We start from the raw sequence: 15,811 nt of genomic DNA on the forward strand, positions 1-15,811 counted from the left end.
GAAGCCGTGTTGGGGCGACGCTGCGGTCCGGAGGTGGTGGCCGCCGGGTCGTTGGCGGTCACCGGCCCGTCTCCGCGTCCTGATGGTGGATGTCGCGGACGATGTCCTCGATCCAGTCCATGGCGAGGACCGGGTGGTGCAGGGTCCAGGGGCTGCTGTGTCGACGTCGTTGCACGGTCCAGGTGTTGTCGGGACCGGATTCGGCGCGGTGGAGGTGGCCGCGCTGGTGCAGGACGGTCAGCCAGGTGTCCACCTCGGCGGGTGTGGCGGGGTTCGTGCGCATGGCGGTGCTCTCCGGTTCACGGGAGGAGGTCGTGGGGTGGGGGTGTACGGGGCGGGTGACCGGTCGAGGTGTCCGGCTCGGTCACCCGCCCCATGGGGTGTGCGGTCAGTTCCGGGGGGTGGTGACCGGCTGTCCGTGCTGCTGGCGGAGCTGGACCATCAGGGCGGTCAGCGTGTCGCTGGACAGCGGGATCTGCTGACCTCGGATCGCCTGGGCGACCACCTTGCGGGTCAGTTTGTCCTCGGCCCTGACCGCTGACCGGGCGATCTCCAGCAGTTCCTCGGTGTCCGGGTCGGGTCGCCGGTCGCCGGTTGTCCGGGGGGCGCGGTCGGTGACCGGTGGCGGGGTGACCGGCCGGTCGGTGACCGGCGGGAGGTTGTCCGGGTGACCGGTGAGCGGCTCGGTGACGTCCTGTCGGTCACTGACCGCCGGGGTGGTGTCCGGCTGTCCGCCCAGGTCAGCGGCCTTGGCCTCCCGGTCATGGTGACTGGGGTCCGGGCTGCTGCTGTCCGCTGGGGCGCTGTCCCCGGTCAGTGTCCGGGCATCCGGAGTCTGCTTGTCCAGGGACAGGCGGGGCCGGTCGGTCAGGGCGGTGACCGGCTGTCCGGCGCTGACCTGACCGGGCTGCGGCTGCTGCTGACCGGCCCGGTCAGTCCGAGTGATCGCGATGCGCTCGGGCTGACCGGGGTGACCGGCCTGACCGAGGTCATCGCGGTCGCTTCGGTCACTGTCCTTGACCGGCCCCCTGGCGATGAGGATGTACAGATGCACCGCTCCGGCCAAGGCCAGCGGGGCGATGGTGGACAGCACCGCGACCACCGTGTCTCCGAGCCGCAGCCCCGTGGCCGGGGTGTTCTCTTCGTTGAGCCTGACCGCGTGCAGCGCGTTGGCCCAGATGCTGGCGGCGGTGGCCGTGCCGAAGAGCGTCCAGACGTAGAGCCGGGCGCGCAGCGGTGCGTCGCGCAGGACCAGCAGGGCCCGGATGCCGTACGCGATGAACCCGTCGATCACCAAGGGGAAGAGGAAGGTCAGCAGGCCTCGGACGTGAATGGCGACGGCCATCTGCTGCAGGGCGTCGTACGACAGGGCGCATCCCGCACCGCCGAGGGCGATGACGACCGCGCGGTCCCACCCGGTGACGTGCGCCGTGCTCGGCGCGCTCGCGATGCTCACGCCGCCGTCCCGAAGTCGTCGCGGCCCAGGCGCTCGCGGCCGGTCTCGAGACCTGAGGCGGCCTTCGTGGTCTGCCCCAGGTCTCGGTTTCGCAGGGCTCGGCGGGTTTCCCGGTAGAGCTTCTGGGCGTGCTCCTCGCTGATCTTCAGGAGCCAGGCCAGGCGCTGTTCGGTGAGGCCGTGGCGGTACGCGGCGCGCACGACCGCGCGGCGCTCGGCCTTGGTGAGGTGGACGTCGCGCCCGGCGACGGTGGCGTTGACCCTGCTGTAGTCGAGGCGGTTGGCGAGCTTCTCGTGCAGCGGCTCGCGTTCCTCCTCGGTCATCCCGCCCCGGATGCCGTGGGTGTCGCCGCCTTCCAGGGCGGCGTCCAGGCAGGTGCGGCGGACCGGGCACTGGCCGCACAGCGACTTGGCGGCGGTGATCTTGGCGGTCTCGTCGGGCTCGGGGAAGAAAATTTCGGGGTCCACCGGGTTGTACTCGGTGCTCTGGCAGACGGCCTGGTCCTGCCAGGTGTGGTCACCGAGCGAGCGGTGGCGGGCAGGGCTGATCGTCGTGGTGGTCATGCGGGTTGCTCCGATCGCTCTCCGCGCGCAGTGGCGTCGGCGGAGGGGTGCGCTGGGTCGGGAGGTGCACGGGGCGGCGCGCTGGAGACGCGGCCCGGCGGTGCGGCCGGCGGTAAGTCAGGCGGCGGGGCGGTGGCGTCTGCGGTCGACCGGCTCGAACTCGACGCGGGTGGTCATCTGCGCGAGCCGGGAGGTGACGCGGTCGCCGAGGTAGGCCCGGAGGTCCTTGATCGCCAGGTTGGTGGTGATCAGCGTCGGGAGCATGTGATTGTACCGGCGGTTGATCAGCCGGTACGTCACTTCCTCGACCCACTCGGATGCCTTGGCCGCGCCGAGGTCGTCGATGATCAGCAGGGGGCACCGGCTGACGGCCGCCAGCTCCCGCTCACTGTCCGTCCCGGGCCGAGGGCGAAGGTCGGCGTACAGGTCAGCGGCGGTAGTCGCGCGCCACCGCACGCCGACGCCGCTCTGCACCAGCCGTCGGACCGCGCCGTACGCCTGGTGGGTCTTGCCCGCGCCGACCACTCCGGCCATCAGGAGGCTCGGGCCGGTGGTCACTTGCCTCCGGGCTCCCAGATTGGGGGCGACGGCCTGCTGTGCGACGTCCCGGGCCCAGGCCAGGACCTTCGGGTGGTCGGCGACCGCGCCCCGATAACGCGGGGGCATTCCGACAGACAAGGCGTCCAGCGGGCAGAAGGGTTCACGCTCGTCGGCCAGCGCGGCGACGGTGGCCGGGTCGATGTTGCGGGCGGCCAGGATGCGCGCCATCCGGTCCAGGGTGCCCGCGCTGCCGAGGGTCTGCGGGTCGCGGGTACGGGTGCGCATCACAGCTCCTCGGCGTAGGCGGCGGCAGCATTGACCGGGTTGGTCCACGCCTGGTGAGCGGGCACGTTAAGCCCGAATCCCGGTCGCACCAAACCAGCGGACCGTGTGTTCATGGCGTCGTTGACCAGGCTCGGCAGGCGGCTGGGGTGGCCCTGGATGTCCGCGAAGCGCCGCAGTCCAGTGCGGACGTGCTCCGGGGCGATCCCCTCGCCGAGGAGCTTCTTGGCGATGCGGCCGAGGTGCCCGATCACGTCGCTGGGCGGGCGCTCGTCGCACGAGGCGACGTATTCGCCGATCAGGTCGTTGGCCGAGACGGTGGCGGCGGGCGCTGTGCGCCCCGTAGGGAAAGAAGATCCAGGATCCAAGATCCTAGATCCAGGCGCCGAGCCCTCTCCGGGGTTTCGGGGAGGCTTCGGGGAGCCCTCGGAGAATGCCGCGTGAACTGCGGTTTTCTTGCTGCTCTTGTCAGAGGTGTCGGCGATACCTGCGGGCGCCTCCTGCTGAGCGGTCGGGGCCTTGCTGCCTTGCGCGGGAGGCGTCGACGCGGGCGGCGCGGGCAGATCGAGGGCTCGGGGAGTGCTCGGGGAAGCCTCGGCGAACACTCGGGTAGGGGTGGGAGACTCCTCGGTTCGCTTGGTGCAGGTGCCCTCGCATGGCCCGCATCGGTGGTCGGGGTGGTGGTCGGTGCAGACCGGCATCCGGGACTGGCCCCGTTTGTCGATCTTCTGGTGCTCGAACCAGCCGACGATGTGCAGGTACCGCCTGCCGTCGCATCCGGTGTACCGGCAGATCAGCCCGGCGATGGCGAGCTGGGTGAGGTCGTCCTCGACGTGCACGGCGGTGTGCTCGGCTCGCATCGGCCAGATGACTCCGCCGATGATGGCCGCGTTGTCCCGGTGCCGACCGTGGTCGTCGGCCTGGGGAAGCAGGCCGATGTAGGTCAGTACCGCGGTGACCGATACCTCGTTGCACCTGTCGTTGATGAACAGTTCCGGCTTGATCGTGCGGATCCGTGCCATGTCAGCGGCCCCGACGGGCGGCGGCGAGGTCGCTGCCTGTGAGTGTCGCGTCGGCGAGGTCGAAGGTGTGCGGACGGGTCCAGTCCGCGTGCGGCCAGACTCGCAGGATCCAGCGGGCTGCGACCCGGGTAGTCGTCCGATCCAACTGCATCGTCTCCCCGGCCTCGTCCTCGACGATGGCGTGCGGGTGGGGCCATGCCTGCCTCGGGTCGGTGAGACTGACGCGGATGGTGGCCGCGCCGGGGATCATGTCGGCGAGCTGAGCGGCGAGGCGGTGCCGGCGGCCGGTGTCCGGGCAGGCCGGGGTTCCGCTGGGCATGGCGAGCATGCGATACTCCGTTGTTCGTAGGAGCGCGGTACGGCGGTTCTCGTGCAAAAGCCCCGCCGCCCGCGAGATGTGAATCGGTGCCCCTCGGGGTGCTGGCCCGGCGTCCAGGAGTTGGTAGCTCCAGGGCGCCGGTCTCATGTCCACCCCGGTTCGGCGATCACGGCGGTTTGTACGTCATCGGTCCCCCCTTCGCCGGTTGGCTCCCGCCCTCTGCGGGAGCAGCACCATATGAGCACGCTGCGGCATCAGTCCAGCGGTGTTCCACCCTGTCCCACCAGCCATTTCTCTCCGAGCTGGACCCTGTCTTCCAACAGTCGGCCCCGGGCCGCTGGGGCTCCTTGCAGTCCGATGGGACGCACTGATGCTGGGGTCCCGTCAGCCTCGCGAGCGCCGACGATATCCACTGACGTGAAGAGCTTCACTGCCACAGCTTCCTACCTCAGTGGAAATCATGCGGGGGAGCGTAGCAGGATCTCCACTGTGGTGAATGAAGCGCCTGGGAGTGCTTTCACTCAGGTAGAGTGGCCCGGGTCCATCGATCAGAAAGGAGGACACGTGAGCGAGCAGGGGCTCCGCACCCTGGCGGAGAAGATCAACCATCTCTTCGACACCATCAGGTCGCCCAGCGGGCAGGAGTACAGCAACGAGCATGTAGCCGCCGAGATCGGGAAGAGCGGTGCTACCACCATCTCCCAGAGCTATATCTGGCAGTTGCGCAAAGGCAAGAAGGACAACCCGACCATCAGCCACCTGCAGGCGCTGGCTGATTTCTTCGGCGTTCCCGTTGCCTACTTCGTCGACGACGGGGTGGCCAGCAAAGTCGACGGGAAGCTGGAGGCGCTGCAGGCCCAGCAGGTCCGCGTGAGCGAAGCCATCGGCACTGGTGATGTGAAGCTGATGGCGATGCGCGCCGGCGAGCTGTCGCCGGAACGTCGCAGACAGGTGATGGATCTCCTGGACGTGGTCTACCAGCTGGAGCAGGCAGAGCGCCGCCGCCCCATGAACGACTGATCAGTACCGAAATTTAACCGTCAGGCAGGAAGGGGGAGGATCGTGCCGTATCTGTGCAGGAGAGATCTTCGTGAAGGAGCGAGAGCTTCGACGCCGCTGTAAGCGGGAACTGCGGGCCTTGGACGTGCGACCCCCGTTGCGAGTGGAGGCACTCTGCCAGCAGCTTGGCGAGCGTCGAGGACGCCCCATCCGACTGGTAGCCCATCCACTTCCGATGCCTGGGCCGTTCGGGGTATGGATCGCAACGGATTCAGCCGACTACATCCTGTACCAACAGGAGACCAGCAAGACCCACCAGGACCACATAATCCTGCACGAGGTCGGCCACATCATGGCTGATCACCAGGGTGTCGACACCGACGACTCATTCCTGCAGACGACCATGCCCGAGCTTTCGCCGGGCATGGTCACCCGCGCACTGCGGCGCACGTCGTACGACGAGGCGCACGAGCGCCAGGCAGAGCTGGTCGCCACGATCATCCTGGAATGGGCTTCCGTTCTGGACCGCGTGACTCCCCGTCAGGCAAGCGATCCGTCAATGCAGCGCGTCCAGGCCGCCCTCGGCGACCGGCGGGGGTGGCTGTGAACTCCGCGATGTACCTGACGGCCGCGCTCCTCCTTCTCGCTGTACTCTGGAAGGTCTACCAACTATTCCAGGCCCCCCAGGACCGTGCGCTGCGCGCGGTCACCTTCTGTCTCCTCTGCACGGCTGGTTCGTTCTCCACTGGGCTCCAAGCGGAGAACCACGCCCTCAACGCCCTGGCGGGCACGGGCGCAGCCAGCCTGGCATCGAACGTGCTGCTCCTCGGCGCCGTTTACTGGCTGCTCTCCTTCTACCTTCACTCCGCGACCGATCGTCAACGAGCAAGCCGGCGTGCCCGCCTTGAAGCGGTGCCGCTGGCGATGGCGGTGATCGTCATCACGCTGGCGACCATCGCCACACCGGCCGGAGTGCGAGGTCGTCCGTATGGCACTGCCGATCTGCACACTCCACAGGTCGCAGTGTTCTTCATCGCGGCCCAGCTCTACCTCGTCTACGCGCTTGCGACCACAGCCTGGTGGACCGGCCGCTATGCCCGGATGTCGCAGAAGCCCGTGACCATCGGCTTGTGGATGACCGCGAGTTCACTGGTCAGCATGGCGACGGCCAACACTCTCCGCATCGCGATGGACCTGATCGCCTGGCACGGTAGCGCCGTCCCGGCGGGGCTGAACCAGAGCGTGGCAATGCTGTTCGCGCTCGCCGTGCCGGCCTTCGTCGTCGGCCTGAGCTATCCCGGTGTCATGCTGCGTCTGGCCGGATTCCGGATCTGGCGCCAGCATCGCCGGACCTACCGACGCCTTCGCCCGCTGTGGCAGCTGCTGCACGAAGCGTTCCCGGAGGACGCTCTACACCGTGAGCCCGCTGGTCTGTGGCGCGAAAACCTGACGGTACGCGGAGTGCACCGCCGCTACTACCGGCGAGTCATCGAATGCCGGGACGGCTTGGTCAGGGCCAGCCCCTACATGGCCCACCAGGACGTGCAGACCGGAGCCACGCCCGAGGCCCTGGCCGGCTACCTGCGGTCGGCACTGCGATCCCAAGCGGCAGGCGAGCCTGCGCCAACCCACGCCGTCGCGGTGGCCCTACCAGGCGAGAACAGCCTCGACGCCGACGCGCGACAGCTGGTGGCCCTCTCAGACGCACTCGCAACACGTGGATAGGAATGACTTCATGACGGACCTACTGATCACGGCCGGTCGGGTGCTCACCGGACCTGGCGGCGAATGCGTCGAGGACGGTGCCGTGCTCGTACGCGGGAGCACCATCGCCGCGGTCGGCCAGCGCGAGACGCTCGCGGGGCTGGCAACCGAGGGGCTTGCGACGAAGTCCTTCCCGGACGCCACGGTGATGCCGGGGCTCATCGACTCCCACGTCCACCTTGCCTTCGACGCGAGTTCGGACCCGGTGGCTGCTTTGCAAGGCAGCGATGACGAGACGCTGATGGCCGGCATGGCCGACCGGGCACGCCAGTTGCTTGGCAGTGGAGTGACCACGGTGCGCGACCTGGGCGACCGTAACGGACTTGCCGTACGCCTTCGTGATGTGATCGCCGATGGAGCCCTGCCTGGGCCGCGGATCCTCTCCGCCACCACACCGCTGACCTCAACCGGGGGCCACTGTTGGTTCTTCGGCGGCGAGGTCGAGGGCGAAGACGCCATCCGTGCCCTGGTGCGACGCAACGTGCGGGCTGGAGCGGACGTCATCAAGGTGATGGCCACCGGCGGCGGACTCACCCGTGGCGGCCCCGCGATCTGGCAGTCCCAGTTCAGCGAGGACGACCTCCGCATCGTGGTCGAGGAAGCCCAGAACGCCGGTCTGCCCGTTGCTGTCCACGCGCATGGCACCGAGGGTATCGAGGCGGCCGTGGCCGCAGGCGTGAGCACGATCGAGCACTGCACCTGGATGGCCGAGGACGGCGGATTCGACCTCCGTGAGGATCTCGCTGCCAAGATCAAGGCCGCCGGGATCCACGTCTGCACGGCCACCAGCCCCAACTGGCGAGCGTTTGCCGAACGGGTCGGTCACGACCGAGCAGAGGAACTGTTCACGTCGATGCGCTGGATGGCGCACTTGGATGTCCCGATGATCGCCGGTACAGACGCCGGCGTGACGCGGGCGGTCTTCGACAAGATCGTCAACAGCATGGAGTTCTACCAGTACCTGGGGATTCCCCTCCCGAAGATCATCGACATGGCCACCGTCAACGCGGCCCATGCGCTGGGCATCGGGTCCGACACCGGACAACTGGCTGAGGGGTACCGCGCCGACATCCTCGTAGTGGACGGCAACCCCCTCGTCGAGCTTGACGCCCTCAGGCGCGTACGCCTTGTCCTAGCCGTCGGGCGTCCCTTCCACAGCTGAACGATGAAGGGCAGATCCAGTCGGCCCATCCGATGCCGTCCCGGCGGTCAGGGATCGAGTGGTCACCGCTTCGCTGGAATCGAGAGCGGCTGAGACTGGTCAGCCCAGGCCGGGCAGGCTCCGCAGTTCGGAGACGCGGAGCAGGCGGGCCAGCAGCACGAACAGCACCAGCATCGTGACACCGCCGGCAGCCAGTGCCAGCGCAGAGCCGACGACGGGAGCAGGGACGGCACCGGAGCAGATGCGGGCCACCGCCCAGCCGACGGCGCTGGCGGCGCCCGCCGCAGCCGTGAGTTTCCCGTACGTACGTACGAGCCGCTTTCCGTCCAGGCGGCCCTCCAAACGGTGGCGCAGCTTGAGCCCGGTGATGAGCAGGCCGACGGCATAGGACGCGGCGTAGGCGGCTGCCATGCCGATGACGGCCCAGCGCGGGGGCAGGAAGAGGTGGCAGCCGGTGGCCAGGATGATGTCGAGGCCGGAGATCCAGACCGCCATCCAGAAGGGGGTGCGGGTGTCTTCGAACGCGTAGAAGCCGCGTAGCAGCAGGTACTGGGCGGAGAAGGGGACCAGGCCGAGTGCGAAGGCCTGCAGCATCTGGCCCAGTGGCTGTGCCGAGGCCGCTCCGCTGCTGCTGTAGGAGAACATCACCGTGGCGATCTGCGGGCCGAAGGCCAGGAAGAAGAAGGCGGCCGGGACGATCGCCACACCGGTCACCCGCAGGCCCCGCGACAGGTCTTCGCGGACGTCGCCCAGGCGATGCTCGGTCACCGCTCGGCTCATCCGCGGCAGCATCGCGGTGACCAGGGAGACCGTGATGATGCCCTGCGGGAGCATCCAGATGTTCTGCGCGAAGAAGTAGGCACTGTTGCCGGCGCCGGCCCCCTGCGCGACCGCGTCCGCCGCGTTGGCGTAGCGCGTCACCACTGTCAGGGCGACCTGGTTGACCCCCACGAACAGCAGGGTCCAGCGCGCCGCAGCCACGCTCTTGCCCAGGCCCGTGCCGCGCCAGTCGAAGCGCGGGCGCCACCTGAACCCTGTTTCGGCGAGATAGGGGATCAGGCAGACCGCCTGCAGAGCGATCCCGGTCGTGGTGCCGATCCCTAGCAGCCGCACCTCGGCCGGTGTCACGGACGCGGCGTCACCGGGAGCAGGCACGAGCCACCGGTACAGGCCGAACATGGTGATCAGCACGATGTTGTTCAGGACCGGCGTCCACATCATCGCCCCGAACCTGCCGCGGGCGTTGAGGACCTGGCCCAGCATGAAGAACAGCCCGTAGAAGAAGATCTGCGGCAACAGGAACCGGGCGAAGGCCACCGTCAACGCGAACTGTTGGTGGTTGCCCGGGGTGTCCGGCATGTAGAGGCTCACGATCTCCGGAGCGAGAACCACGCCGACGACGGTCCCGACCGCAAGGACGCTCAGCACCAGGGTGACCAACCGCTGCTCGTGGGCCTGTCCGCCATCAGCATGCTCGGTGCGCGCCCGGACAAGTTGCGGCACGAGCACCGAGTTCAGCGCACCACCGATCAACAGTGTGTAGAGACTGGTTGGCAGGGTGTTCGCGGTGTTGTACGCGCCGCCGACCACCTGCGTGCCCAGCGCGGCGGCCTGGAGCATCAATCGGAACATCCCCGTTCCGCGCGACACCACGCTGCCCGCGGCCATCAATGCGGACGAGCGCAGCAGGCCCCCGGACGCAGCCCCCGAACGACGCCTCGTATGACTGCGCCGCCCAGATTGATCCGTCTCCGCCGCCGCTGTGCCCCCTTGATCAACCATGGCCTCAACTCTAGAACTGTGAAGATCACTTCGGAGGTTGAGGTCGAAAAAAGATGCTGATACGCGACCCGCGATCACGAACCCGCAGGTGGGCAGTTGTCGACAACTCGCATCGCCCACAGCACACGGTGGGTCTGGGGAGGCAGACAGGGCGATGCCCCCGTCGCAGCAGCCGCACCAATTACGAACTACCCGTAGTCGCGGCCAGCGTGATGAATAATTCACCCGCCCAGCCGGAAGTCAAGCAATGTCATGACCATGTTCAAAGATCTACAAAGTAGACCTGCCGGGAGAAGCCGAAACTCACCCTTGCGGCCTCCGCCGATCGGGTTCCGCAACCTCTGAAATTATGGCCTTTCACTTTATTACCCTATGAAAGCAAGCCCGCCGACGGAGTATTGGTCATTGCCCGTCGGAAAGGTGGGTGGAAATCCGGTCGTCGACCGGCCGTAAAGAAACCTTGTGGAGTCTGTGTGCGCCGTGTCTAATGATCAGGCGCTCCGCTAGGTGGACTAGACCAGTTGCCAAGTGGCGGCGTGAACGCGCGCAAAGGCGGGGGAACGCCTTGGCACAGGTACCGAGTTGCCTCCGCACTCCATGCATTGACATGAGGGGGGCTCATGCGTCAGAGAAAGTTGGGTCTCTCCTCCGCAGGCGACAGCGGCGGCGGACACATCGTCACCGCCCTGAACGGGGGAAAGGGCGCACACGTCCTCACGCGACTGGACGCCGAGGTGCAGCAGGCCGTGGACACGGCGGCCGCCAAGTATCCGGGCGTATCCGTGGTCGTCATCTGCCCCAGCACCAGCGACGTACTGGGTACCCGTACCACCGGCACAGAAGCCGACCCCACGCCGGAGGGCGTACAGGCCCCAGGACAGATCTTCGAACTCGTCACCACCGCGGCCCTCCTGGACCACGGCGCAGTCAACTCCAGCACCCCGGTCGGCTGCCCCGCCAGCGCCTCCTACGGCGGTCAGACCTTCACCAATCCCGACAACTGGAGCCCCCAGAACGCCCGGTTCACCGACGTGTTCACCCACGCCTGCGACACCGGCTTTATCCCGGTGGCCGACAAACTCACCGGCAAGGACCTCGCCTCCGAAGCACGAGACGTATTCGGCCTGGGCCTTGACTGGCAGACCGGTCTCACCACGGCCGACGGTGCCGTAGCCGAACTCGACGGCGCCGACAAAGCCGCCGCTGCCATCGGCCAGGGCGAGGCCCCGCCTCAACACGCTGAACCTCGCCTCTCTCACCGCCACCATCCAGCGCGACTCCTTCCAGCAACCCCTGTTCGTCGACCCGAAGACCAGCGGGAAGGCACCGGCCCGCGCCCACCGCCCCCTGCCCGGCCCTGTCGCGGACGAGCTGCGGGCGCTCATGCGTGCGTACGCCGATACCTTCGCCGACAGTGACCAACCCATCATGGGCTGGTTCACCGCCTACCGCGGCGATTGGGCCGTAGTGGCCACCGTGGCCAAGAGCTCACACCGGCCGGAGACCGCCGAGGCCGTCGTACGCACCGTCCTCGCCTCCACCACCGGCTGACTCGCCCCGAACTCGCGCCCGCCCTCTCGCAAGGCTCTCTGGCGACGGCACCTCGGTCTTCTCGCCCTTGTCGAGTAGGCGGGTCCGTCCCCGCCTGCCCACGTTTCTTTCCCGTGGGTCCGTGACCACTTCACCCACCCGGGCGCCCGTCCGCCCCGAGCCGTTCATCGCGCGGGACGACGAAAGTCCCCGCCCTTCCCAGCACACACACCGACCGGAAGGAGATCTCCGCGCATGCGGATACCACTCAGACGCACGTGCGCCGCGCTCGCCGCGGCGGCCGTGCCGGTGCTGGGGCTCGCCGCTCCCGCCCATGCCGCAGCTCCGCCTGCCGCTGCCTCGTTATCGCAGCACTCAGCTGCCGAGTCCGGCACTCCTGCGCCCCACACCCCAACCAGTGTTCCCGACCCCGACCATGCCCTGGGCCAGGGCTGGAAGAACAGCAGCGACCGGGCCGTGACCACCGCCGCCGACACGGCGGGCCTGCGTGTCCTTCTCGCCGATTCGAAGGACGCCTACCGGTGGCGAACGGCTGCGATGCTGGCCGAGCCCGGCTTCACCGACGCGTGGATCGGCCAGGACTGCCTGATGGACCGCTCGCACGCGGCGGTGGTGTACGCCCCGCGCTCGTTCACCAACCGCGAGCAGTTGATGGAACGGGGGGCGTTCGCCGCCGTCGTGAACCTGGATACCGGACGGGTCGTCAAGCTGCCTTTCACCGCGACGCTGGCGTACTTCGATCCCGGTTGCAACACCACCGAGCACACGGCGGCTTTCACAGCCATTGGCACTTCGGCCACACAGATCACCACCGTCGACACCGGCGGGGACATCGTGGGCCGGGCCACCGCACCCGGCGAGGTGACCTCTGCTGTGCCAAGCGGCGGCCACGGTCAGGTGGTGGCGGCCGAGAGCGATCGCATCGTGCGCATCGATACGGCCGGACACACCACGGTCTCGGCACGTACCACCGGCACGGCCTATGACCTGACCCCGGGCGACCGGGGCGTCATCGCCTACCTCGACCAGCACCGGGGCGTTGCCACCGCGCACGTCCTGCACTCGGGGAAGCCCACCGTCATCGCCGGCGGACCGCTGACCTCCCTGGCGCTGCACGCCGGAACCGACGGGCGGGTCTTCACCACCGGCAGCACTTCCGGGCGAGACGGCTGGGGGGTGCGCCTCCTGCCGCACGCCGACGCCCATGACAGCGTGTCCACCGAGGGCCGCCTCGCGGTGCAGCCGGTGCTCACCCCGTCCGTGCGCACCGCAACGGAGAACATCGCGCGGGCCGGCCGGGACCTGTCCCACTCCGGCGGCGGCACCGAGCCCGCTCCGTCCTCACCCGCGCCGCCGCGCCCGGACCAGGCGCAGCTCATCACCCTGACCGCGACCGTCACCGGTACCGGAAAGCAGGTTGCCGAGCAGGTCGCGCCGCTCACTTCCGCTGTCACCGCTCCGCAGGGCAAGGCGAAGTCCCCAGCTCTCTCTGGCAGCGGCAGCCGAGCCCGGACGGGGGTCAAGGTTCACCCGGCGGCTGCGACGTCGAACTCCACCATCGACACCGACCGCTGGTGCGCAGTTCCCCGCAACGACCCGAACACGCTCGCGCTCCAGCCCACTCCGAACCAGGTCGAGTGGGCCGTGGACATGGCGGTCCGGGGTGACCTCAGCTCCCAATGGATCGCCCAGGGCGGGTGGCGCAGCCAGGAGGGCGGGGGCACCGTGGATCCGCAGAGCCTCTTCCTCCTCCCCTCGTTGACGGGCGGCGGGCGCATTCCCGCCCAGGTGCTGCTCGGCATCCTGGCGCAGGAGTCCAATTTGTGGCAGGCCGAGCCCGGTGCCGTGCCGGGCCAGATGAGCAGCCCGCTCGCCGCGTTCAACGGTTTCTACGGCCGCGCCTCCGCTCCCGGGAACAGCGGCGCGGACTACTGGGCGATCGACTGGTCCAAGTCCGACTGCGGTTACGGGGTCGGGCAGATCACCGACGGCATGCGCCTGCCCTCTCACCCCAAGCCGGGCGAGACGGAGCTGCCCGCCAACCTGCAACGCGCGGTGGCAGTCGACTACACAGTCAACGTGGCCGCCGCCGCCGGCATCCTCGCCACCAAGTGGAACGAAATCCACCAGCCCGGCCAGACCATCGCCGTCAACGACGACAACCCGGCCCACCTGGAGGACTGGTTCGCGGCCGTGTGGGACTACAACTCGGGCCTGAACCCGGCGTCGCAGGCTTCCGCCAACGGAAACTGGGGGCTCGGCTGGTACAGCAACCCCGCCAACCCGCTCTATGACCCCGCACGCGGCCCGTTCCTCGACGGGAACATCACCTGCACGCTGCCCGGGAACGTCAAGGAGTCCGGGTGGGTCATGTGCGCGCAGTCAGGGGCCACGAACGTCACCGACAAGCCCTCGTTCGTCGACGCCGCGCACCCAGCGAACTGGCCGTACGAGGAGAAGGTGATGGGCTGGGCCACCGAGTCCATCGATACCGGCTACTCCTACGACACCGACGGGAACCAGGACCGCCCGGGTGCCTCCGGCTACTCCACGGCGGGCTTCCGGCCCGCCTGGTGGGACACCGAGAAGGACCGGATCATGGTCAAGCCGCCGCTGGAAGCGTTCTGCTCCAGCGCCAACGCCTGCGACACTGCCTCCCCGCCGCAGTGCGAGCCGCAGCACCTGGGCTCCTCCTGCGACGTCCCGCACTGGTGGCACCAGCAGATCGCGACCTGGAAATCGGACTGCTCCACCAGTTGCGGCCACGAGAGCCTGAAGTACGACGCCCTGCGCGCCGAACCCGGTCGCGGCTACAACCTCCTCTACGGGGAACCCCAGTGCTCGGGCGGGCTGCCCTCCGGCGCACAGATCGTCACCACCGTCCCCAACGGCACCCCAACCTACTCCGACTGCGGGAACGTCAGCGGTGACGCCGGCACCTTCTCCTTCGGCTTCCAGCCGGATGCGGAGAGCCACTACGAGGCCCGCATGGACCTTCAGCAGGTCGGCGGCGGCTGGGGCGGGCACTTCTGGTACGCCCACACCCGGGCCGACAGCGCCGGGGTCTCCGGCGTGGGCCTGTCCTCCAGCGTCGACGGTGCCACCGGACCGATGTCCATCGTCGGCTCCTGGAAACTGTCCAACCAACTCAACGCCTGGACGCGCGTCATGGTGCACATCCCGGACACCGGGGCGCAAACCCAGCAGGCGATCTACACCGTGCACACCGGCGCCGGCGCCGACGAGAACAGGGTCATCAATACGCACCTTGACGCCAACACCTGGGTGAGCCTCGGGGTGTTCGACTTCGTCCCGACGGCCAACGGCGACTTCCAGGGCGTCAGCCTCTCGAACTACAGCCCCGATGGAACCGCCGACGACGACATCGCCTGGGACTCGGTCGCTTTCCAGCCTCTCTCCGTAAAGCCGAAGGACTTCGTCGTCCAGATGGGCGACTCGTACTCCTCCGGAGAAGGGGCCGAGCCCTATCTACCGGGAACCGATGTCGGGCCGTACGCCGACCAGTCCACCCAGACCTCTCCCGGACGGTCGTGGAACGCCTGCCGCAGGAGTAAGAACTCCTGGATTCGGCAGACCGTTCTGCCGGGCCGGACAAGCACGATCGGGACGTTGGCGGACTCCAGTGACCCGAGCCTCGATTACCATTCGGTGGCGTGTTCCGGTGCGTACACCTGGGAAATGGACCCTGCGCTGGGACAGGCGAAGAACTGGGGCACCCTCGGCGAGTACCACGAGGTTCAGCAGCTCAGCTCCGGGTTCCTCGACAACAACACCACGTTGGTGACGCTCACGATCGGCGGCAATGACGCCGGGTTCAGCGATGTCGTGAAATCGTGCACCCTGGTGCCTCCGCTCGGGGGCGGCTGCCCTTCAGACTCGACGGTTAAAGGCCAGATCGACACGACGGCCTCCGCAGTGAGCCAGGTGATATCGGACATCCACACCCAGGCGCCACACGCGAAGATCGTCCTGCTCGGCTATCCACACCTGTTCGACACCAGCACGGTGTGCACGTCAGTCGTGGGCGTCACCGCGATGATCCAGCTCAACAGCTGGGGTGACTACTTCACCCAGAAGGACACGACCATGGTGGCCGCGCTCCAGAGCCAGAAGATCCCCGTCGTCTTCCAGGACGCGGAACCGCAATTCAAGGGCTATGAGGACTGCGGATCATCAACACCTGGGATCAACGACTTCGTTGCCGCGCCCACTGGCCCAGGGGACTTCTCCTGCCCCGTCAAGCCAGATCCGACCACCTGGGTCTGCGTCAGCATGGAGAGCTTCCACCCCAACAACACGGGGACCACACGGTACGCTCTCGCCCTGGAGGCTGCGCTGAACAAGTAGCAA

The 15,811-nt window shown here is 68.1% G+C and carries 14 protein-coding genes; 7 read left to right on the forward strand and 7 right to left on the reverse strand.

Annotated elements, in window-relative coordinates; all coding sequences use genetic code 11:
• Positions 1–58: 58 nt before the first annotated feature.
• The 6 genes from AC4OXY_RS14030 to AC4OXY_RS14055 form a co-directional block, all read right to left on the reverse strand.
• Positions 59–283: a hypothetical protein gene (locus tag AC4OXY_RS14030; RefSeq protein ID WP_362616860.1), complete on the reverse strand. Its 225-nt coding sequence runs from the start codon at positions 281–283 to the stop codon at positions 59–61.
• Between the two features lie 105 nt (positions 284–388).
• Positions 389–1,456 carry a DUF2637 domain-containing protein gene (locus tag AC4OXY_RS14035; RefSeq protein ID WP_362616862.1) on the reverse strand — a complete coding sequence of 356 codons (1,068 nt, stop codon included), beginning with the start codon at positions 1,454–1,456 and terminating at the stop codon, positions 389–391.
• Positions 1,453–2,019 (reverse strand): WhiB family transcriptional regulator, encoded by a 567-nt coding sequence (locus AC4OXY_RS14040; RefSeq protein WP_362616863.1) that lies wholly within the window; start codon positions 2,017–2,019, stop codon positions 1,453–1,455. The genes AC4OXY_RS14035 and AC4OXY_RS14040 overlap by 4 nt, the downstream gene beginning before the upstream one ends.
• Before the next feature lie 117 nt (positions 2,020–2,136).
• A complete protein-coding gene (locus AC4OXY_RS14045; RefSeq protein WP_491994006.1) occupies positions 2,137–2,844 on the reverse strand; it encodes an ATP-binding protein in 708 nt (235 codons plus the stop codon).
• Positions 2,844–3,863 carry a hypothetical protein gene (locus tag AC4OXY_RS14050; RefSeq protein WP_362616866.1) on the reverse strand — a complete coding sequence of 340 codons (1,020 nt, stop codon included), beginning with the start codon at positions 3,861–3,863 and terminating at the stop codon, positions 2,844–2,846. Before AC4OXY_RS14050 ends, AC4OXY_RS14045 begins: the two co-directional genes overlap by 1 nt.
• A gap of 1 nt (position 3,864) precedes the next feature.
• Positions 3,865–4,191 (reverse strand): transcriptional regulator, encoded by a 327-nt coding sequence (locus tag AC4OXY_RS14055; protein WP_362616868.1) that lies wholly within the window; start codon positions 4,189–4,191, stop codon positions 3,865–3,867.
• Positions 4,192–4,746: 555 nt separating this feature from the next.
• Here AC4OXY_RS14055 and AC4OXY_RS14060 point away from each other — a divergent pair.
• The 4 genes from AC4OXY_RS14060 (at position 4,747) to AC4OXY_RS14075 (ending at position 8,107) form a co-directional block, all read left to right on the forward strand.
• Positions 4,747–5,202 (forward strand): helix-turn-helix domain-containing protein, encoded by a 456-nt coding sequence (locus AC4OXY_RS14060; RefSeq protein WP_076085404.1) that lies wholly within the window; start codon positions 4,747–4,749, stop codon positions 5,200–5,202.
• A gap of 214 nt (positions 5,203–5,416) precedes the next feature.
• Positions 5,417–5,788, forward strand: a complete 372-nt coding sequence (locus AC4OXY_RS14065) for a hypothetical protein (RefSeq protein ID WP_362616869.1) — start codon at positions 5,417–5,419, stop codon at positions 5,786–5,788.
• Positions 5,785–6,906, forward strand: coding sequence for an MAB_1171c family putative transporter (locus AC4OXY_RS14070; protein WP_351573797.1), 1,122 nt, complete (start codon positions 5,785–5,787; stop codon positions 6,904–6,906). Before AC4OXY_RS14065 ends, AC4OXY_RS14070 begins: the two co-directional genes overlap by 4 nt.
• Before the next feature lie 10 nt (positions 6,907–6,916).
• On the forward strand, positions 6,917–8,107 hold the full coding sequence (locus AC4OXY_RS14075; protein ID WP_362616871.1) for an amidohydrolase family protein: 1,191 nt from the start codon (positions 6,917–6,919) through the stop codon (positions 8,105–8,107).
• Positions 8,108–8,206: 99 nt separating this feature from the next.
• Here the strand turns inward: AC4OXY_RS14075 and murJ are convergent, their stop codons facing one another.
• Positions 8,207–9,889, reverse strand: coding sequence for a murein biosynthesis integral membrane protein MurJ (gene murJ / locus AC4OXY_RS14080; RefSeq protein WP_491994601.1), 1,683 nt, complete (start codon positions 9,887–9,889; stop codon positions 8,207–8,209).
• A 620-nt stretch (positions 9,890–10,509) separates the two neighbouring features.
• Between murJ and AC4OXY_RS14085 the strand changes: the two genes are divergently transcribed.
• The 3 genes from AC4OXY_RS14085 to AC4OXY_RS14095 all read left to right on the forward strand — a co-directional run bounded on the left by AC4OXY_RS14085 (position 10,510) and on the right by AC4OXY_RS14095 (position 15,808).
• Positions 10,510–11,307 carry a penicillin-binding transpeptidase domain-containing protein gene (locus tag AC4OXY_RS14085; protein ID WP_362616873.1) on the forward strand — a complete coding sequence of 266 codons (798 nt, stop codon included), beginning with the start codon at positions 10,510–10,512 and terminating at the stop codon, positions 11,305–11,307.
• Between the two features lie 10 nt (positions 11,308–11,317).
• Complete coding sequence (locus AC4OXY_RS14090) at positions 11,318–11,440, forward strand: hypothetical protein (RefSeq protein ID WP_362616874.1); 123 nt, start codon at positions 11,318–11,320, stop codon at positions 11,438–11,440.
• Positions 11,441–11,674: 234 nt separating this feature from the next.
• Positions 11,675–15,808 (forward strand): SGNH/GDSL hydrolase family protein, encoded by a 4,134-nt coding sequence (locus tag AC4OXY_RS14095; protein WP_491994007.1) that lies wholly within the window; start codon positions 11,675–11,677, stop codon positions 15,806–15,808.
• Positions 15,809–15,811 lie beyond the last annotated feature (3 nt).

The sequence above is a fragment of the Streptomyces sp. HUAS MG56 genome (assembly GCF_058673395.1).

Excerpts from the sequence above, each read along its gene's own strand:
- AC4OXY_RS14030 (WP_362616860.1), bottom strand. The coding sequence starts at position 283 with ATGCGCACGAACCCCGCCACACCCGCCGAGGTGGACACCTGGCTGACC.
- AC4OXY_RS14040 (WP_362616863.1), bottom strand. The coding sequence starts at position 2,019 with ATGACCACCACGACGATCAGCCCTGCCCGCCACCGCTCGCTCGGTGAC.
- AC4OXY_RS14045 (WP_491994006.1), bottom strand. The coding sequence starts at position 2,844 with ATGCGCACCCGTACCCGCGACCCGCAGACCCTCGGCAGCGCGGGCACC.
- AC4OXY_RS14050 (WP_362616866.1), bottom strand. The coding sequence starts at position 3,863 with ATGGCACGGATCCGCACGATCAAGCCGGAACTGTTCATCAACGACAGG.
- AC4OXY_RS14055 (WP_362616868.1), bottom strand. The coding sequence starts at position 4,191 with ATGCTCGCCATGCCCAGCGGAACCCCGGCCTGCCCGGACACCGGCCGC.
- AC4OXY_RS14065 (WP_362616869.1), top strand. The coding sequence starts at position 5,417 with ATGCCTGGGCCGTTCGGGGTATGGATCGCAACGGATTCAGCCGACTAC.
- AC4OXY_RS14075 (WP_362616871.1), top strand. The coding sequence starts at position 6,917 with ATGACGGACCTACTGATCACGGCCGGTCGGGTGCTCACCGGACCTGGC.
- murJ (WP_491994601.1), bottom strand. The coding sequence starts at position 9,889 with ATGGTTGATCAAGGGGGCACAGCGGCGGCGGAGACGGATCAATCTGGG.
- AC4OXY_RS14085 (WP_362616873.1), top strand. The coding sequence starts at position 10,510 with ATGCGTCAGAGAAAGTTGGGTCTCTCCTCCGCAGGCGACAGCGGCGGC.
- AC4OXY_RS14090 (WP_362616874.1), top strand. The coding sequence starts at position 11,318 with ATGGGCTGGTTCACCGCCTACCGCGGCGATTGGGCCGTAGTGGCCACC.
- AC4OXY_RS14095 (WP_491994007.1), top strand. The coding sequence starts at position 11,675 with ATGCGGATACCACTCAGACGCACGTGCGCCGCGCTCGCCGCGGCGGCC.